Annotated in this window: 16 protein-coding genes; 8 read left to right on the forward strand and 8 right to left on the reverse strand. The window is 73.1% G+C overall.

The features are described from left to right. Positions 1-49: 49 nt before the first annotated feature. From ATJ97_RS14825 to ATJ97_RS14835, 3 genes are all read right to left on the reverse strand, one after another. Positions 50-616, reverse strand: a complete 567-nt coding sequence (locus ATJ97_RS14825) for a hypothetical protein (RefSeq protein ID WP_098484393.1) — start codon at positions 614-616, stop codon at positions 50-52. Continuing rightward, positions 613-990 carry a PadR family transcriptional regulator gene (locus tag ATJ97_RS14830; RefSeq protein WP_098484394.1) on the reverse strand — a complete coding sequence of 126 codons (378 nt, stop codon included), beginning with the start codon at positions 988-990 and terminating at the stop codon, positions 613-615. Before ATJ97_RS14830 ends, ATJ97_RS14825 begins: the two co-directional genes overlap by 4 nt. Before the next feature lie 245 nt (positions 991-1,235). Continuing rightward, entirely contained in the window at positions 1,236-2,366 is a 1,131-nt protein-coding gene (locus tag ATJ97_RS14835; RefSeq protein ID WP_098484395.1) for a glutamate--cysteine ligase, read from the reverse strand. Between the two features lie 247 nt (positions 2,367-2,613). On the opposite strand from ATJ97_RS14835, the gene ATJ97_RS14840 reads away from it, so the two are divergent. Continuing rightward, complete coding sequence (locus tag ATJ97_RS14840; RefSeq protein ID WP_098484396.1) at positions 2,614-3,669, forward strand: zinc-dependent alcohol dehydrogenase family protein; 1,056 nt, start codon at positions 2,614-2,616, stop codon at positions 3,667-3,669. Between the two features lie 105 nt (positions 3,670-3,774). Here ATJ97_RS14840 and ATJ97_RS14845 read toward each other — a convergent pair whose 3' ends face one another. Further along, a complete protein-coding gene (locus tag ATJ97_RS14845; protein ID WP_098484397.1) occupies positions 3,775-4,995 on the reverse strand; it encodes a class I SAM-dependent methyltransferase in 1,221 nt (406 codons plus the stop codon). Positions 4,996-5,209: 214 nt separating this feature from the next. Here ATJ97_RS14845 and groES point away from each other — a divergent pair, with 214 nt between their 5' ends. Then, positions 5,210-5,506 carry a co-chaperone GroES gene (groES, locus tag ATJ97_RS14850; protein WP_098484398.1) on the forward strand — a complete coding sequence of 99 codons (297 nt, stop codon included), beginning with the start codon at positions 5,210-5,212 and terminating at the stop codon, positions 5,504-5,506. Positions 5,507-5,652: 146 nt separating this feature from the next. Here groES and ATJ97_RS14855 read toward each other — a convergent pair whose 3' ends face one another. Beyond that, entirely contained in the window at positions 5,653-5,943 is a 291-nt protein-coding gene (locus tag ATJ97_RS14855) for a WhiB family transcriptional regulator (protein WP_098484399.1), read from the reverse strand. A gap of 185 nt (positions 5,944-6,128) precedes the next feature. Here ATJ97_RS14855 and ATJ97_RS20095 point away from each other — a divergent pair, with 185 nt between their 5' ends. Further along, positions 6,129-7,169 (forward strand): MerR family transcriptional regulator, encoded by a 1,041-nt coding sequence (locus ATJ97_RS20095; protein ID WP_211287248.1) that lies wholly within the window; start codon positions 6,129-6,131, stop codon positions 7,167-7,169. 77 nt (positions 7,170-7,246) lie between these two features. After that, a complete protein-coding gene (gene guaB, locus ATJ97_RS14865; protein ID WP_098484400.1) occupies positions 7,247-8,761 on the forward strand; it encodes an IMP dehydrogenase in 1,515 nt (504 codons plus the stop codon). Here the strand turns inward: guaB and ATJ97_RS14870 are convergent. Then, positions 8,746-9,552: an exonuclease domain-containing protein gene (locus ATJ97_RS14870; RefSeq protein WP_098484401.1), complete on the reverse strand. Its 807-nt coding sequence runs from the start codon at positions 9,550-9,552 to the stop codon at positions 8,746-8,748. The two genes, guaB and ATJ97_RS14870, sit on opposite strands and share 16 nt — an antisense overlap. A 207-nt stretch (positions 9,553-9,759) precedes the next feature. Between ATJ97_RS14870 and ATJ97_RS14875 the strand changes: the two genes are divergently transcribed. The 4 genes from ATJ97_RS14875 (at position 9,760) to ATJ97_RS14890 (ending at position 14,107) form a co-directional block, all read left to right on the forward strand. Then, positions 9,760-10,452 (forward strand): NUDIX hydrolase, encoded by a 693-nt coding sequence (locus tag ATJ97_RS14875; RefSeq protein WP_170037491.1) that lies wholly within the window; start codon positions 9,760-9,762, stop codon positions 10,450-10,452. Positions 10,453-10,531: 79 nt separating this feature from the next. Next, on the forward strand, positions 10,532-11,656 hold the full coding sequence (locus ATJ97_RS14880) for a GuaB3 family IMP dehydrogenase-related protein (RefSeq protein WP_098484403.1): 1,125 nt from the start codon (positions 10,532-10,534) through the stop codon (positions 11,654-11,656). Positions 11,657-12,284: 628 nt separating this feature from the next. Then, positions 12,285-12,551 carry an HPr family phosphocarrier protein gene (locus ATJ97_RS14885; RefSeq protein ID WP_098484404.1) on the forward strand — a complete coding sequence of 89 codons (267 nt, stop codon included), beginning with the start codon at positions 12,285-12,287 and terminating at the stop codon, positions 12,549-12,551. A gap of 137 nt (positions 12,552-12,688) precedes the next feature. Next, positions 12,689-14,107, forward strand: a complete 1,419-nt coding sequence (locus ATJ97_RS14890; protein WP_281254962.1) for a class II fumarate hydratase — start codon at positions 12,689-12,691, stop codon at positions 14,105-14,107. A 384-nt stretch (positions 14,108-14,491) separates the two neighbouring features. Here the strand turns inward: ATJ97_RS14890 and ATJ97_RS14895 are convergent, their stop codons facing one another. Continuing rightward, complete coding sequence (locus tag ATJ97_RS14895; protein ID WP_098484406.1) at positions 14,492-15,679, reverse strand: acetate kinase; 1,188 nt, start codon at positions 15,677-15,679, stop codon at positions 14,492-14,494. Continuing rightward, positions 15,676-17,829, reverse strand: a complete 2,154-nt coding sequence (gene pta / locus ATJ97_RS14900; RefSeq protein ID WP_098484407.1) for a phosphate acetyltransferase — start codon at positions 17,827-17,829, stop codon at positions 15,676-15,678. The genes ATJ97_RS14895 and pta overlap by 4 nt, the downstream gene beginning before the upstream one ends. Between the last annotated feature and the right edge of the window lie 48 nt (positions 17,830-17,877).

Raw genomic sequence — 17,877 nt, forward strand, 5'->3', positions numbered from 1 at the left:
GCCGGCTGAGGGTGCCCGGGGCGGCTCGGGGCGCCGCGGCGTCAGAGAGTCAGCTCTGCCCGGTGGCTCTCCCGGCGCGCCCGCGCAGTGCCGGCACCGCCCGCCACGGGCGTGCGGCCGCGACGAAGGCCGCGAGAGCGACGACGAGGGTCCAGGGGAAGCCCTCCTGCCACCCGACGGAGGTCTCCCGCGGTGTGTTGACGACGGTGAGCTCGGCCCACAGCAGGCGCGCCGTCGCGCCGTCGGCTCCCGCGGCCGGGGCAACCTGCCACAGTGCGGAGGCGAAGACCGCGGCGGCCAGCAGCCAGACGGTGAGCCACCCGGCGGCGGCTGCCGCGCCGAGCCCCCAGCGGGGCCGCCGCGGGTCGAGCAGCTCGCTGTACTCGGCGGCCAGCCGTCGGGCCGGGCCGAGCGACCGGATCGCCTCGTGCATGGAGGTGTCCGCGGCGGCGGCGTCGAGGTCGCCGCGCAGCTGCTCGACGAGGGCCCGGCGCTGCGCCGACGGGTAGTCGTCGTCCAGCCACAGCACGAGCGCGAGCAGGTACCGCTCGCGGCGGAGCCGGTCGCGCAGACCTGGACGGGGCACGGCCGGGGCGGCCGGGGTGGGTGCGGTCATGGTCGTGCCTCCGGGGCGGGTCGGGCCCGGCGCGGGCCGGGGGTCAGGACGACGGCGACGACGTCGCCGAGCTGCTGCCAGCTGCGTCGCTGGACGCTGAGGTGAGTGAGGCCGGCGTCGGTGGGGGTGTAGTACTTCCGCGCCGGCCCCTGCGCGGAAGGCACGAGGTAGGAGGCCAGGTGGCCGTCGCGCTCGAGCCGTGTCAGCACGGGGTACACCGACCCCGTCGAGACGTCGGTCAGGCCCGAGTCCCGCAGCCGTGTCACGAGCTCGTAGCCGTAGGAGTCCTGCTCACGGAGCAGGGCGAGCACCAGCATGGGCAGGACGCCCTTGAGGAGCTGGGGGTCCCGGGTGGCCGGGGGGCGTTCTGCCATGGACGCAGGCTATAGGCGCTACTCGGTATCAGCAAATAGCAGGTGTCGGCGAGTACAGAGATGCGGTGCCGGGCCGGGCTCCCGTACACCCTGGCGTCGAGTCCGGACCGCGCTGGCGTCGAGCCCGACCGCCCCGGCGTCGAGTCCTGAGCGCCCGGCGTCGAGCCCGACCGCCCGGCGTCGAGCCCGACCGCCCGGCGTCGCGTGCGGAGCGCGCGGAGGTGGTGCTGCTCCGCCGACCGGCCTCAGAGAGGGCGGCCGGCGCGCATCTCTTCGATGAGCGAGGTGACGACGGCATCGAGGTCGGCACCCTGGGCGACGCGGAGCTGACGCTGGTAGGAGGCGCCGTCGTCGAGGATCTTCCCGACCAGGGCGAGGTCCTCGGCGCAGCCGAGGCGCTCCGCCACCGGCTCCAGCTCGACGAGCATGGCCGCCACGGTGTCGGTGACGAGCTCCTCGTCCCCCGAGCCGTCCCGGATGAGGATCGCGTCCATGCCGTACCGGGCGGAGCGCCACTTGTTCTCCACCACGAACCACCGGGGAGCGGTGGGCAGCTGCTCGCCACGGTCGAGCATGTCGGAGTAGTGCTCCACCAGGCAGTGCGTCAGGGCCGAGGTGGCGCGCAGCTCCTGCATGTTGGTCGCGGCGTCGCACACCCGGACCTCGATCGTCCCCAGGGAGGGGGAGGGGCGGATGTCCCACCGCAGCTCGGAGAAGGTGTCGATGACGCCGGTGCGCGTCATGTCGTCGACGTAGCTCTCGAGGTCCTCCCAGCGGTCGAACTGGTAGGGCACGCCGGCGGTGGGCAGCTGCTGGAACATCATGGCGCGGTTGGACGCGTAACCGGTGTTCTCACCGCCCCAGAACGGCGAGGAGGCGGACAGCGACTGCAGGTGCGCGAACCGCGTGAGCAGGGCCTGCATGATGGGCAGCACCTTGGAGCGGTCCTCGATGCCGACGTGCACGTGCACGCCGTACAGCAGCATCTGCCGGCCCCACCAGCGGGTGCGGTCGATCAGGGTGGCGTAGCGCTCGCGGTTGGTCACGCGCTGGTACGCGGGGCGCGCGAACGGGTGGGAGCCGGCGCTGGCGAGCTCGATACGGAGGGGATCGGTCACGGCGCGCAGGTCGTCGATCGCGCGCTGCAGGTCCGCCGCCGCCCCGCCGACCGTGCGGCACACGCCGGAGACCACCTCGACGGTGTTGACCAGGAGCTCGGGGTGGACGTGGGGATGCGGCCGGCCCTCCGGTCCGGCGACCCCCGCCAGGACCGTCTCGGCGGCCTGGCGCAGATCGCCCGAGTCGGCGTCGAGCAGCTGCAGCTCCCACTCGATGCCGACCGAGGACCGCCCGGACGGGGCGAAGGGAAGGTTCACGCCTCAGAGTCTGCCGCCGCGGCCGGGGCCGCGCGAACCTGCTCGTGGCGGGCGCTCGTGGGGGCCGTGGGCGAGCGTCCGTGGGACGGCGAGATCCGGCTCGCGAAGGGAGCCGAAAGGGCTTGCAGGCCCGGGTGACGAGGGGGACCGTGGTCCCACGCGACGGCGCGATCGTCGCGGCACGGTGGACCTGGCGCGAACCGCGCCGCCGGCCCGACGGGCCGGGACCGACGACAAGGAGGTTGTCATGAGGGCGCTCGTCTATCACGGCCCCGGGAAGAAGTCCTGGGACGAGGTCCCGGACCCGAAGATCATCGATCCGACCGACATCATCGTGAAGGTCGACACCACCACCATCTGCGGCACCGACCTGCACATCCTCAAGGGGGACGTCCCCGCGGTGACCGACGGCCGCATCCTCGGCCACGAGGGTGTCGGGACCGTGACCGAGGTCGGCGACGCGGTCTCCACCGTCGCGGTCGGCGACCGCGTCATCATCTCCTGCATCAGCGCGTGCGGCTCCTGCTCGTACTGCCACCAGGGGCTGTACGCCCACTGCCTCGCCGAGGAGGGCGCGTCCGGGATCGGCTGGATCTTCGGGCACCTCATCGACGGCACCCAGGCGGAGTACGTCCGCGTCCCGTTCGCCGACAACTCCGTCTACAAGGTTCCCGAGGGCGTCAGCGACGAGGCCGCCGTCATGCTGTCCGACATCCTGCCGACCGGCTTCGAGATCGGCGTGCGCTACGGGCGCGTGAAGCCGGGCGACGTCGTCGCCGTCATCGGGGCCGGTCCTGTCGGCCTCGCCGCCATGATGACGGCCGGCCTCTACGGGGCGGCGCGGATCATCGCCGTCGACCTCGACGACAACCGGCTCGACCAGGCGAAGGGCTTCGGCGCCACGGACAGCGTCAACAGCGGCGACGCCGACTGGGTCGAGAAGGTCATGGGCATGACGGACGGCCTGGGCGTCGACGTCGCGATCGAGGCGGTCGGCATCCCCGCGACCTTCGAGGCCTGCACGAAGATCGTCCGGCCGGGCGGCACCATCGCCAACGTCGGCGTGCACGGCAAGGGGGTGGAGCTGCCCCTGGACGAGATGTGGATCAAGGACATCGCCATCACGATGGGCCTGGTCAGCACCTCGACGACGTCGATGCTCCTCAAGCTCGTCGCCCAGCACAAGCTCGCGGCGGAGAACTTCGCGACGCACCGCTTCACCTTCGACCAGATGCTCGAGGCCTACGACACGTTCTCCAAGGCCGCCGAGTCCAAGGCGCTGAAGGTCGTCATCTCCGGCTGACGCGGCGTGCCGGGGCGGGACCTGGCGCGGCGAGACTGCTGATCCGGTCGCACTGCACGACCGGATCGGCAGTCTCGAGCGGCCGGCGGGTGCGGTCCTGCGCCGCTACACCCGCTCGACGACGACGACGCTCTGGCGGCCGCCCAGCCGCGTCAGCACCACGGTCGCGGCCGCGGACCCCTTCAGGGAGAGCTGGCGGCGCAGCTGCTCCGGCTCGACGGCGGTGCCGCGCTTCTTGATCTCGACCCGCCCGACGTCCCGCTCGCGCAGGTAGGCGCGCAGCCGCTTGAGGCTGAAGACGAAGTGGTCCTGGACCCGGTAGGCCCGGGCGAACGGCGTGGGGGTCAGGGTGTCGCCCGTCAGGTACGCGATGTCCTCGCTCACCACGCCGGCGTCGAGGTCCTCCGCCACGCGGGCCACCAGCCCGGCCCGGATGACCGCGCCGTCGGGCTCGTAGAGGTACTCGCCGACCTCACGGACGACGGCGGAGCGCGCGGGCGCGTCGGGCGCCCCGGCCGGCGTGCCGCGCACCTGCTCGCTCTCGGTGAGCACGTGCGCGTCGTCCCCGGCGAGCACCAGGGCCGAGCGCCCCGGGCCCTCGGGTGCCAGGGGGCCGAACCAGAGGCCGGCCTCCACGACGTCGCCGTCCACGCTCACCCACTGGGCGTGGGCGTCCCCGGGCAGGAAGGAGTAGGGGATCCCCGGTGCGACCTTCATCCCGAGGGCCGGCACGTCGGCGCGGAGCGCCAGCACCGCGTCCAGCGGCGGGGTGTAGGCGCCCGGGTCGAACACGCGCCGCCCGCCGCGCGTGCGCCGGGCCGGGTCCGCGAAGACCGCGTCGACCCCCTCGGCGGCGAGGTCCAGGGTCATGGCGTCGGCGTGACGGACCGTGGCGGAGGGGAAGAAGCGCAGGTTCACGGTGGCGAGGGCCGCCGTCGCCTCGTCGGCCTCGACCGCGAGGACCGGGACCCCGAGCGCCGAGAGCGCCATGGCGTCCCCGCCCAGGCCGCAGCCGAGGTCGGCGACCAGGGTGGCTCCGGCGTCGGCGTAGCGGCGCGCGTGGTGCGCGGCGACGCTGAGCCGGGTGGCCTGCTCCAGGCCGGCGGGGGTGAAGAGCATGCCGGCGGCGAAGTCGCCGAACTTGCCCACCGCCCTGGCGCGCAGTCGTGACTGCGTCAGTGCCGCGGCCACGAGGTCAGGGTCCATCCCCCGCTCGTGCAGACCGGTGGAGATCCGCAGCGCGGCCTCCTCCGAGTAGGGCGGGAGCTGCGAGAGCAGGGCCCAGCCCTCCGGCGCGAGGAGCTTGGTCAGGGAGCGTTCGTCCACCGCTCGATACTGCCAGTCCCCGCGTCGTCCGCCGCCATTGGCACTCACCTTGACCGAGTGCTAACCGCCGCCTAGATTTGTGCCAGGCGCGACCCTTCGGGGTCGCGGCGACGTTCACCGGAGACGACGCGTCCGGCCCCCGCGACGGCGGGCGCGGCGGCGAAGGTGACACAACCTTCATCCGTCCAACTCTCACGCGAAGGGGAGGTCCGCAGTGTCGGTCTCCATCAAGCCGCTCGAGGACCGTATCGTCGTTCAGACCCTCGAGGCCGAGCAGACCACGGCTTCTGGTCTCGTCATCCCGGACACCGCCAAGGAGAAGCCCCAGGAGGGCACCGTCCTGGCGATCGGCCCGGGCCGCGTCGACGACAACGGCAACCGCGTCCCGCTGGACGTCGCCGTCGGCGACGTCGTCATCTACAGCAAGTACGGCGGTACCGAGGTGAAGTACGCCGGCGAGGAGTACCTCATCCTCTCCGCGCGCGACATCCTCGCGGTCGTCGAGAAGTGATCAGCCGCTAGCTGACGCACGAAGCCCCGGTCTCCCTGAGGAGACCGGGGCTTCGTCGTGCTCGGAAGGCTCAGGCCGGGGCGCGTGCTCGCGCAGGTCGGAGCCGCGCGCCGAGGCCGTGCTCGGGAGCCTGGCTCCCGAGATGCTCAGGAGGCCTTGCGCACTGGGCGGGCGAGGATGGCCTGGCGCTCGTCCTCGCTGAGGCCGCCCCACACCCCGTAGGGCTCGCGCACGGCGAGGGAGTGCTCCCGGCACTGCTGGATCACGGGGCAGGTGGCGCAGATCGCCTTGGCCGCCTCGTCGCGGCGTCGGCGGGTGCCGCCACGCTCACCCTCCGGGTGGAAGAAGAGGTCCGGGTCGGCCTCGCGGCACGCCCCCTCGTACTGCCACTCCCACAGGTCCATCACGGGTCCGGGAAGCCTCGAGAGCTCAGCCATGTCGCCTGTCCTTCCGTCGTCGGAAATCGATTCGAGAACCGTTGCTGTGAACAACGCTGTGAGCAACCTAGCAAGCGATGCACAACTTGTTCAAGACCCTGCCGGAACTGATTCAGGAGTGAGTCGTCCATGACGCGCCGCGCGCCGGAGTGGCAGGGGACCTCCTACCGCGTCAAGATCGCTTCATGAGGATGGAGCGCAGCGCCGGCCCGTCCGCGCCCGAGGACGCTGCGGACATCGGTGAGCGGGAGCGGTCGGGCACTCGCGGCGGCAGGCCCGACGGCGCCGGCCGCGCGCCGAAGCGGTCCCGCGCGCACGCGCCGGGCGGCGCCCCGCTGACCGTGGCCGCGGTGGCCGGCCGACTGGGTGTGGCCGCGTCGACCCTGCGCACCTGGGACCGGCGCTACGGGCTCGGGCCGTCGGCCCACGAGGCCGGGGCGCACCGTCGTTACTCGCCGGACGACGTCGCCCGGCTCGAGCGGATGCGTCAGCTCACGCTCCAGGGTGTCGCTCCCGCGGACGCGGCGCGCGCCGCGGCGGCGTACGACCCGGCCGACCCCACCGCGGCGCCCCCGCCGGAGGAGTCGGCCGGCGGGCGGCACCGCCCCGAGCCGCACGAGCGGGTCCTCGTCGACCCGCTCTCGCTCGCCGCCGCGGCGGTGGAGCCGGACCCGCCCCGCGTGCAGCGCATGTTCGACCAGGAGGTGGGGGAGAAGGGCATCGTGCGGGCCTGGACCACGCTGGCCAAGCCGGCGCTGTCGATGCTCGGGCAGCGGGACCGCTCCGACCGCCCGGGCGCCGACCCCGAGGCCGTGCTCGTCGGGGCGGTGCTCGCCGCCGTGCGCGACGTCGTCGCGAACGAGCCCTCGCCCGACGGGTCGACCGGGACCGCCCTGCTGTGCGCGAGCGAGGAGCGGCGCGTCCGGGCCCACGTGATCGGCGGCGGGCTCGCCGAGCGCGGGGTCAGGGCGCGGGTGCTGCGGGCGGAGCAGGTCCGTGGCGGGGACCAGGTGCTCCGCGCCGTGGAGGAGCGGCACGCTCGCGTGCTCGCGGTCCTCGGCAGCCCGGACGGCGCCGAGGAGCTCGTGCGCACCGTCTCCGAGCGCGGCGACGTCGACGTCTTCCTCCTCGGCTCCGACGCCCCGGAGCTGTGGCTGCCCAACGTGCACCGCGTGCGCACCCCGATGGCGGCCGTCGAGGAGATCGCTGCGGTGATGCACGGCTGACGCGCCGGGATGTGGGACGTGCCACGACCCGGGGGAGGCCCCTGCCCACCCCGGCCGCGCGCACGTAGGATCTCAGGATGACCGAGCCCCACCCCACCGCCGACCCCTTCTCCCTCGTAGGCCTGACCTACGACGACGTCCTGCTGCTCCCGGGTGCGACCGACGTGATCCCCTCCGAGGTGGACACCACGGCGCGGCTGACCCGCGAGATCTCGATGAGAATGCCGCTGATCTCCGCGGCCATGGACACCGTCACCGAGGCGCGCATGGCGATCGCGATGGCACGCGAGGGCGGCATCGGCATCCTGCACCGCAACCTCTCCATCGAGGACCAGGCCCACCAGGTCACCGTGGTCAAGCGCTCGGAGTCCGGCATGGTCACCGACCCGGTGACGATCGGCCCGGAGGCCAGCCTCGCCGAGCTCGACGCCCTGTGCGGGCAGTACCGCGTCTCCGGCCTGCCGGTCGTCGACGACGCCGGGGTGCTCCTCGGCATCATCACCAACCGCGACCTGCGGTTCATCCCGGGCTCGGAGTTCGGCACCCGGCGGGTGCGTGAGGCCATGACGCCCATGCCGCTGGTCACCGGCCCCGTGGGCATCAGCTCCGAGGACGCGGCGGCGCTGCTCGCCAAGCACAAGATCGAGAAGCTGCCGCTCGTGGACGACGCCGGCAAGCTCTGCGGCCTCATCACGGTCAAGGACTTCGTCAAGTCCGAGCAGCACCCGAACGCCACCAAGGACGCCGAGGGCCGGCTGATGGTCGGTGCCGCCATCGGGTACTGGGGCGACGCCTGGGAGCGGGCGACCGCCCTGGCCGAGGCCGGTGCCGACGTCCTCGTGGCGGACACCGCGAACGGCGAGGCCCGCCTGCTGCTGGACATGATCACCCGGATGAAGAAGGACAAGGCCTTCTCGGGCGTGCAGATCATCGGCGGCAACGTCGCCACCCGCGAGGGCGCCCAGGCGCTCGTCGACGCCGGTGTCGACGCCGTGAAGGTCGGCGTCGGTCCGGGCTCGATCTGCACCACCCGCGTCGTGGCCGGCGTGGGCGTGCCGCAGGTGACCGCGGTGCACCTCGCCGCGCAGGCGTGCCGGCCGGCCGGCGTGCCCCTGATCGCCGACGGCGGCCTGCAGTACTCCGGCGACATCGCGAAGGCGCTCGTGGCCGGGGCGGACTCCGTCATGCTCGGCTCGCTGCTCGCGGGGTGCGAGGAGTCGCCCGGGCAGCTGGTCTTCGTCAACGGCAAGCAGTACAAGCAGTACCGCGGCATGGGCTCCATCGGCGCCATGGCCTCACGCGGCCGGATCTCCTACTCCAAGGACCGGTACTTCCAGGCCGACGTCGACACGGACGACAAGATCGTCCCCGAGGGGATCGAGGGCCAGGTCCCGTACCGGGGCCGGCTCTCCGCCGTCGCGTACCAGCTCACGGGCGGGCTGCACCAGTCGATGTTCTACGTCGGCGCCCGCACGATCCCCGAGCTGAAGGAGCGCGGGAAGTTCGTGCGGATCACGCCCGCGGGCCTGAAGGAGTCCCACCCGCACGACATCCAGATGACCGTCGAGGCGCCCAACTACTCCTCGCGCTGACGGCGCCGCCGGGCGAGCCGGCGCGGGAGCCCGAGCACCCGGTTGACGTGCCAGGACACGCGCCGAGCCAGGCGCGTGGCCGGGCCGGGCCGCGCCGGCAGCGGCCACCCGTGGTCGGCGCCCGGCCAGGGCAGTCCCCGCCGGGCCCGCCACCGGTTGTACGAGCGCGCCCAGTCCTCCTGCGCGCGGACCTGGGTGGCGTGCAGCTGCGCGGGCGTGGCGGCGGTGAGCTGCGGGTGGCGCGCGGCCATCCGGGCGAGCAGGTCCAGGGTCGCGACGACGTCGACCTCCGCGGTGTGCAGGTCGCCGGTCGGCACCTCGTAGAGCTCGCACAGGTCGACCAGCTTGCGCGGGCCCTTCCGTGGCCCGTCCACGTGCCGGTCGAGCACGAGGGGGTCGAGCACCAGGCGCACCCCGCCGGGCAGACGCTCCTCGAGGCCCGCCAGGCCGTGCCGGGCGAGCTCGTGCTCGAGGAGCGCGAGGTCGAAGCCCGCGTTGTAGGCGACGAGAGGGACCCCCGCCGCCTGCGCCGTCGCGATCTCGGCGGCGATCTCCTCCAGCGCCTCGGCCGGGCCCCGGCCGTGCGCGCGGGCGTGCTCGGTGGTGATGCCGTGGATCGCCGTCACGCCCGCCGGGATGTCCACCCCCGGGTCGACGAGCCACGTCCGGACCGTCGTGGCCCCGGCGTCGCGGCGCACCAGGGCGGCCGTGACGATGCGGTCCGAGGTCACGTCCACCCCGGTGGTCTCGGTGTCGAACCCGAGGAACGGACCGTCGGCCCAGCTGCTCATGAAACCTCCCTGGCTGCGCAGCACTCTGCCAGGCGCCGCCCACATCGCCGAGGACCTGGCCGCGTGGTCGGGCCTGCCTGGGTCGCCCGAGCCGGCCGGCTGAGTCCTCCGGTGACCGGGCTCCAGGCCCCGGCGACCCACGCAGGGAGCCAGGCCCCGTCGTCGTGTGGTCGAATGCCTCAGGGCACGCCGCAGGGAGGGAAGCACGTGGGACGCACGCAGGACCCGTGGGAGGTGCGCCGGGCCTCGCTGCTCGAGCTGGGCGCGCGTACGGCCGCCGGCTCGGTGACGCCCCTGCGGGGTGTCAACGCCTACGACGCCGACGTGGCGCGCGAGTTCCGCCCTGCGGCGGTGCTCCTGCTCTTCGCCCCGCCCGACCGTGGCGCGGAGCCTGACCTCTTCCTCGTCCAGCGCTCCCGCGAGCTGCGCAACCACCCCGGTGAGATCGCCCTGCCCGGCGGACGGCTGGAGCCGGGGGAGAACGCTGTCGACGCGGCGCTGCGCGAGACGCACGAGGAGATCGGCCTGGACCCGGCGCACGTGGACGTCCTCGGCGAGCTCGCGCCCGTCATGGTGCCCGTCACCCGGTTCGTCGTCACCCCGGTGCTGGGCTGGACGGACCGTGCGGACGAGGCCACGCACGTCGAGCCCGGCGAGGTGCTGCACACGATCCGCGTCTCGGTGGGCACGCTCGTCGACCCGGCCACGCGCAGGAGCGTGAACATCTTCGGGAGGCGGACCGCCGGCTTCCTCCTGCCCGACGGGCTCGTGTGGGGGATGACCGCGAACCTCCTGGACCACGTCCTGTCCGAGCTCGGCTGGGCGCAGGAGTGGGACCCCGGGCAGGAGGTCACGATGAGGCGCGAGCACGGCGGGCGGGTCTGGGTGCCCGAGCTCTGAGGGGTGGGGCCCACCACATCCACCCCCCGGTCCTGGGGTGCGCCAGCGTCCGCCCGGCCGCTGCCGGTAGCCTGCAACGGTGACCAACGAGATCGAGATCGGCCGAGGGAAGCGCGCCCGCCGCGCCTACAGCTTCGACGACGTCGCCGTCGTCCCGTCCCGCCGCACCCGTGACCCCGAGGACGTCTCGGTGAGCTGGCAGATCGACGCGTACCACGTCGACCTCCCCGTGCTGGCCGCCCCGATGGACTCGGTCATGAGCCCGGCGACGGCGATCGAGCTGGGCCGGCTCGGCGGCATCGGCGTGCTGGACCTCGAGGGCCTGTGGACGCGCTACGAGGACCCCGACCCGGTGCTCGAGGAGATCGTCGGCCTGGCGGACGGGGACGCCACCCGCCGCATGCAGGAGATCTATGCCGAGCCGGTCAAGCCCGAGCTCATCACCCAGCGGCTGCGCGAGATCCGCGACTCCGGCGTGACGGTCGCCGGCAGCCTGAGCCCGCAGCGCACGCAGGAGCACTGGCGCACGGTCGTCGAGGCGGGCGTGGACCTGTTCGTCATCCGCGGCACCACCGTCTCGGCGGAGCACGTCTCCTCGCGCGCCGAGCCGCTCAACCTCAAGCGGTTCATCTACGAGCTCGACGTGCCCGTGATCGTCGGCGGCGCGGCCACCTACACCGCCGCCCTGCACCTGATGCGGACCGGCGCGGCCGGCGTGCTCGTCGGGTTCGGCGGCGGCGCCGCCCACACCACCCGGCGCTCGCTCGGCATCCACGCCCCGATGGCCTCCGCCGTCGCGGACGTCGCCGCGGCCCGGCGCGACTACCTCGACGAGTCCGGCGGCCGGTACGTCCACGTCATCGCCGACGGCGGGGTGGGCCGTTCGGGCGACCTGGTCAAGGCCGTGGCCTGCGGGGCCGACGCCGTCATGCTGGGCGCCGCGCTCGCCCGCGCCTCCGAGGCCCCCGGCCAGGGCTGGCACTGGGGCTCGGAGGCGCACCACCCCGAGCTGCCCCGCGGCGAGCGGGTGCACGTCGGCACCGTCGGGACCCTGGCCGAGATCCTCCACGGCCCGTCGAGCTCCGCGGACGGGACCGTCAACCTCATCGGCGCGCTGCGGCGCACCATGGCCACCACCGGCTACTCCGACGTCAAGGAGTTCCAGCGCGTGGAGGTCGTCGTCTCGCCCTACAACCCGTTCTGACGGCGGCGGCCCGCCGTTCTGACGGCGGCGGCCCGCCCTACAACCCGTTCTGACGGCGGCGGCCCGCCGTTCTGACGGCGGCGGCCCGGGCGCGGGCCGTCCGGACGCTGGGACTCGCGCGGCGGGCGGCCTGAGCCGCCCGCCCCGCTACGTCCAGGTGCGTCCGGCGTGGACGTCGCGATGATCGTTCTCGTGACCCGGCTCGAACGAGCACTGAGCGACCCCGCGGCCCCATCGGTCCCGGCGGCTGGCGGAGCACACCAGTCTCGGGTCGTCCGGGCGTTCGTTGACAAGACTGTGGAGAAATTCCGCCGTGGGATCGTCGTCCGACACGGTTCTGCCCTTCACCGAGCTTTCGTGGACCGACCTCGGCTGCAGGTCGGTGAGGGCGCTGCCGAACCGGCAGACGCCGTCGGCAAGCAATGGGCAACGGTACGCATCGCTCGGGCGGTGGTGCGCGCTGGACCCGTCCACGTCCCACGATCTGGGACGCGCGAGTCCCGCCGCGCCGCACCGGTCCGGCGCGGCGGTTCCGGCAAGGCGATTTCGGACCCGTGCGGATGCCTCGATACTGTCGGGGAACGAGGTGCGGCGCAGGTGCCGCACCGTCCTGCACGGAAGGAACACCATGGCCCAGCGCAGCGCCGTCGTCGCCTCCAAGGTCGGCCTCCACGCCCGTCCCGCCGCCGTCTTCGTCAAGGCCGTCGCCGCCAGCGGGGTGCCCGTCACCATCGCCAAGGAGGGTGCGGAGCCCGTCGACGCGGCGAGCATCCTCGGCGTGATGACCCTCGGTGCGGGCCACGGTGACGAGGTGCTCCTCACCGCCGAGGGGGAGGGCGCGGAGCGCGTCCTGGACGAGCTCGTGGAGCTGCTGTCCAAGGACCTCGACGCCTGAGCGGTCAGGCCGGGGAGCGCCTGACCGACCACGCGCCCGGGGCCGGGGTTGGGACCAGGCCGCCGGCGTGCGAGAGGATGACCACGAGCCGGCGCGCGGTCGCGTCGGCCGACGCGAACGAGAGGCATGGAGCAGCAGTGAGCCAGCAGCAGCCCGGCACCGCGGAGGACTTCCGCATCGAGCACGACACGATGGGAGAGGTGCGGGTCCCGCGCGACGCCCTCTACTCGGCCCAGACGCAGCGTGCCGTCGAGAACTTCCCGATCTCGGGCCGCGGGCTCTCGTCCCACCACATCTCCGCGCTCGGTCAGGTCAAGCGTGCCGCCGCCATCGCCAACGCGGAGCTGGGCGTGCTGGAGCAGGACGTCGCCGACGCCATCGTGGGCGCCGCGGAGGAGGTCATCACCGGCCGGCACGACGCGCACTTCCCCGTCGACGTCTTCCAGACCGGCTCGGGCACCTCCTCGAACATGAACACCAACGAGGTGGTCGCCAACCTCGCCTCCGCGCGGCTCGGGCGTCCGGTCCACCCGAACGACCACGTCAACGCCTCGCAGTCGTCCAACGACGTCTTCCCGTCCTCGATCCACATCGCCGCCACGCAGGCGGTCGTCGAGGAGCTGATCCCCGGCCTGGAGGTGCTCGCGACGTCCCTCGAGCGCAAGGCCGAGGAGTGGAAGGACGTCGTCAAGGCCGGGCGCACGCACCTGATGGACGCGACCCCGATCACCCTCGGCCAGGAGTTCTCCGGGTACGCCACCCAGATCCGTTACGGGATCGACCGCGTCAACGCGACCCTGCCGCGCCTGGCGGAGCTGCCGCTGGGCGGGACCGCCGTCGGGACGGGGATCAACACCCCGGCCGGTTTCTCGCAGCGGGTGATCGAGCTGATCGCCGAGCACACCGGCCTGCCCCTGGTCGAGGCCCGCAACCACTTCGAGGCCCAGGCGGCGCAGGACTCCCTCGTGGAGACCTCGGGCGCGCTGCGCACCGTCGCGGTGTCGCTGACGAAGATCGCCAACGACCTGCGCTGGATGGGCTCCGGACCGCGCGCCGGTATCGGCGAGCTGCAGCTGCCGGACCTCCAGCCGGGCTCGTCGATCATGCCGGGCAAGGTCAACCCGGTGGTGCCCGAGGCGACCGTCATGGTGGCCGCACAGGTCATCGGCAACGACGCGGCCATCGCGTTCGCCGGCGCGCAGGGCAACTTCGACCTGCTCGTCATGCTCCCGGTCATGGCCCGCAACCTGCTCGAGTCCATCACGCTGGTCGGCAACGTCTCGCGCGTGCTGGCCGAGAAGACGGTCGACGGACTGATCGCGAACGAGGAGCGGTGCCTCGAGCTCGCCGAGTCCTCCCCGTCGATCGTCACCCCGCTGAACCGGGTCATCGGCTACGAGGCGGCCGCGAAGATCGCCAAGCACTCGGTGGCCAGGGGCATCACGGTGCGTGCGGCGGTGGAGGACCTCGGCTACGTCGAGCGCGGGGAGGTCACCCCGGAGCAGCTCGACGCCGCCCTGGACGTGCGCTCCATGACCGCGCCGAAGCAGGCCTGACCCACCCCTCCCCACACACCCGCGAGTCGTCAACTTCTCCCCGAGTCGTCAAGTTCTCCGTGAGTCGTCAAGTTCTCCCTGAGTCGTCAAGTACTCCGTGGGTGGAGGTGTTCGTGACCCGGCCGGCGGGACAGCACTCTTGTGCCGACCCCCGGGACGTGGCCTCCTGACGACGACGGCGCCCCTCTCCGTGGGAGAGGGGCGCCGTTCCGTTGCTGCGGGCCGAGGCGCGCCGCTGGAGGAGCCGACCTCTCAGCGAGCGCGTCATGTCTCGTGAGCTCGTGACTTCTCGGGGAGAACTTGACCGCTCGGTGAGGTGATGACTTCTCGCGGAGGTTGTGACGACTCGCGGAGAACTTGACGACTCGCGCGTGGCTGCTGGGGTCAGAGGAGGGCGACCGCCTGACGGGCGATGGCGAGCTCCTCGTTGGTGGGCACGACGAGCACGGCCACCCGTGCGCCGTCGGGAGAGATGTACCGCGCCTCGCGCGAGGGGGCGACGTTGCGCTCCGGGTCGATCTCGATGCCGAGGAACTCCAGCCCGGCCACCGCGTCGGCCCGGACGAGCGCGTCGTTCTCGCCGACGCCGGCGGTGAAGCTCAGCACGTCGATCCCGCCCATGACGGCGGCGTAGGAACCGATGTACTTGCGCAGCCGGTGCGCGTAGACCTCGACGGCCAGGATGGCCTCGGCATCGCCCCCGTCCGCGAGCCGGTGCACCTCGCGCATGTCGTTGTACCCGGTCAGGCCCTTCAGGCCGGAGCGCTTGTTGAGCAGGTCGTCGATGTCGTCGATGCTCATGCCGGCGTTGCGGGCGAGGTGGAAGACCACCGCGGGGTCGATGTCACCCGTCCGGGTGCCCATGACCAGGCCCTCCAGCGGCGTCAGGCCCATGGAGGTGTCGACGGCACGGCCCCCGTAGACGGCGGACGCGGAGGCCCCGTTGCCCAGGTGCAGCACCACCTGGCGCAGCTCCGCCGAGGGGCGGCCGACCATCGCCGCGGCCTTCAGGGCGACGTACTGGTGGGAGGTCCCGTGGGCGCCGTAGCGGCGCACGTTGTACCGCTCGGCCACCTCGCGGTCGAGCGCGTAGGTCGCCGCGGCCTCCGGCAGGTTGCGGAAGAACGCGGTGTCGAAGACGGCGACGTGCGGCACGTCCGGCAGCAGCTCGCGCGCCACCCGGATGCCGGTGAGGTTCGGCGGGTTGTGCAGCGGCGCGAGCGGTGCGAGGCGGTCGATGACGTCGACCACCTCGTCGTCGATGAGCACCGCGCTGTCGTAGTACCGCCCGCCCTGGACCACGCGGTGCCCGACCGCCACGACGCCGGCGTCGGCCAGCGCCGGCCCGACCTCGTCGAAGAGGTTCAGGACCGTCCGCAGGCCCTCGGCGTGGTCCGGGACCGGGTTCCGCTGCTCGGTGGTCCGACCGCCGGTGCGGTGCTCCACGCGTCCCTCGGGCTCCCCGATGCGCTCGACGAGCCCGGAGGCGAGGGACTCGCCCGACGCCGGGTCGATCAGCTGGTACTTGATCGAGGACGACCCCGAGTTGATGACCAGGACGGTGGAGCTCATGCGCGGTTCCCCTCGGTGTTGGCGACGACGGCGGCCTCGGCCGTCTCGGTGTCGGCCTCGGCCTGGACGGCCGTGATGGCGACGGTGTTGACGATGTCCTGGACCAGCGCGCCGCGGGAGAGGTCGTTCACCGGCTTGTTCAGGCCCTGCAGGACCGGCCCGATCGCGACCGCGCCGGCGGAGCGCTGGACGGCCTTGTAGGTGTTGTTGCCCGTGTTGAGGTCCGGGAAGACGAACACCGTGGCGCGGCCGGCGACGTCGGAGCCCGGGAGCTTCGTCGCGGCCACCGAGGCGTCCACGGCGGCGTCGTACTGGATCGGCCCCTCGACGAAGAGGTCCGGGCGCCGCTCGCGCACCAGCGCCGTGGCGGTCCGGACCTTGTCGACCTCGGCCCCGGAGCCGGACTGGCCGGTGGAGTAGGACAGCATGGCCACCCGCGGCTCGATCCCGAACTGCACGGCCGTCTCCGCCGAGGAGATCGCGATGTCGGCGAGCTGCTCCGCCGTCGGGTCCGGGTTGACCGCGCAGTCGCCGTAGACGAGCACCCGGTCGGCCAGGCACATGAGGAAGACCGAGGAGACGATCGACGTGCCCGGCCGCGTGCGGATGATCTCGAAGGAGGGCCGGATCGTGTGGGCGGTGGTGTGCCGGGCGCCCGAGACCATCCCGTCGGCCGCGGCGGTGTGCACCATCATCGTGCCGAAGTAGGAGACGTCGCGGACGATCTCCCGGGCGCGCTCCACCGTCATGCCCTTGTGGGCGCGCAGCTGCGCGTACTCCTGGGCGAACGGCTCGAGCAGGTCCGAGGTGGCCGGGTCGACGACCCTGGCCTCCTCGAGGTTCAGCCCCAGCTCGGCCGCGCGGGCGCGCACCCGCGGCTCGTCGCCCAGGAGCGTCAGGTCCGCCACCTTCCGCGAGAGGAGGGTGGAGGCGGCCCGCAGGATCCGGTCGTCGTCACCCTCGGGCAGGACGATGTGCTTGCGGGCGGACCGGGCGCGCTCGAGCAGCCGGGACTCGAACATCAGCGGGGTGACGACGTCGGAGGGCGGGACGTCGAGGAGGTGCATGATCTGCTCGGGCGCGACGTGCTGCTCGAACAGGCCCAGGGCGATGTCGCGCTTGCGCTGGGTGCCGCGGGAGAACTGCCCGCGCGTGCGCGCCACGATGGAGGCCGACTCGTAGGTGTCGTGCTGGGTGGTGATCACCGGCAGGCGCTGGCCGAGGCCCTCGACCATCCGCACCACCTGGTCGGAGGGGCGGTAGCCGCCGTTGAGCACGATGCCGGCGAGGGAGGGGAAGCTGTCCGAGGCGTGCGCGGCCACGAGAGTGATGAGCACCTCGGGGCGGTCGCTGGCCGCCACGCACAGCTGCCCCTCGCGCAGCCGCTCGAGGATGTGCTCGGTGTTCATGCCGGAGACGAGCATGTGCTCGGCCTCGCGGTCGAGGAGGGCCTCGTCGCCCATGAGGAGCTGGCCGTCGAGCGCGGTCATGAGGTCCCGCACCACGGGCGCGGAGAGCAGCGGCACCTCGGGCAGTGCCCAGGCCGGCAGCCCGTCCTCCGCGAGCCGCTCGCGCACGGCGCCGAGCTGGTCGGGGTCGCACCGGTTGGCGAGCACCCCGACCGTGGTGGCGTGCTCCTGCCCGATCTCGGCGATGGCGAGCTCGGCGACCTGGGCGACCTCGTCGGGCGTGCGCCCGAGGGCGGAGACCACGAGCAGCACCGGTGCGCCGAGGTTCGCGGCCACCCGGGCGTTGAAGGCGAGCTCGGCGGGGGTCGCGACGTCGGTGTAGTCGGAGCCGACGACGATGACGACCTCGTTGTCCTGCTCGACCCGGCGGTACGCCTCGACGATCCGGCTCAGCGCCGCCTCGTTGTCGGAGTGCACCTCCTCGTACGTGACCCCGATGGCGTCCTCGTAGCCGACGTCGACGCCGCCCTGGCCCAGCAGGAGCTCGACGACGGTGTCCCGCTCGCTGCGGCTGCGGGTGACGGGCCGGAAGATCCCGACCTTCTCCACCCGCCGGGCGAACAGGTCGACGAGGCCCAGTCCGACGGCGGACTTCCCGGTGTGCCCCTCGGCGGAGGCGATGTAGATGCTGCGCGCCACGCGCGGGTCCCTCTCTTTCCGTTGGCCGGCCCCAGCCGGCATCCGTGCGGCGCCCGGTCACCCGGACGCTCCGGTCACCCGGGGTGACCG

Source organism: Georgenia soli (genome assembly GCF_002563695.1).
GTDB classification, from domain to species: domain Bacteria; phylum Actinomycetota; class Actinomycetes; order Actinomycetales; family Actinomycetaceae; genus Georgenia; species Georgenia soli.

Excerpts from the sequence above, each read along its gene's own strand:
- pta (WP_098484407.1), bottom strand. The coding sequence starts at position 17,829 with ATGCCGGCTGGGGCCGGCCAACGGAAAGAGAGGGACCCGCGCGTGGCG.
- ATJ97_RS14885 (WP_098484404.1), top strand. The coding sequence starts at position 12,285 with ATGGCCCAGCGCAGCGCCGTCGTCGCCTCCAAGGTCGGCCTCCACGCC.
- ATJ97_RS14825 (WP_098484393.1), bottom strand. The coding sequence starts at position 616 with ATGACCGCACCCACCCCGGCCGCCCCGGCCGTGCCCCGTCCAGGTCTG.
- ATJ97_RS14855 (WP_098484399.1), bottom strand. The coding sequence starts at position 5,943 with ATGGCTGAGCTCTCGAGGCTTCCCGGACCCGTGATGGACCTGTGGGAG.
- ATJ97_RS20095 (WP_211287248.1), top strand. The coding sequence starts at position 6,129 with ATGAGGATGGAGCGCAGCGCCGGCCCGTCCGCGCCCGAGGACGCTGCG.
- guaB (WP_098484400.1), top strand. The coding sequence starts at position 7,247 with ATGACCGAGCCCCACCCCACCGCCGACCCCTTCTCCCTCGTAGGCCTG.
- ATJ97_RS14830 (WP_098484394.1), bottom strand. The coding sequence starts at position 990 with ATGGCAGAACGCCCCCCGGCCACCCGGGACCCCCAGCTCCTCAAGGGC.
- ATJ97_RS14840 (WP_098484396.1), top strand. The coding sequence starts at position 2,614 with ATGAGGGCGCTCGTCTATCACGGCCCCGGGAAGAAGTCCTGGGACGAG.
- ATJ97_RS14870 (WP_098484401.1), bottom strand. The coding sequence starts at position 9,552 with ATGAGCAGCTGGGCCGACGGTCCGTTCCTCGGGTTCGACACCGAGACC.
- ATJ97_RS14895 (WP_098484406.1), bottom strand. The coding sequence starts at position 15,679 with ATGAGCTCCACCGTCCTGGTCATCAACTCGGGGTCGTCCTCGATCAAG.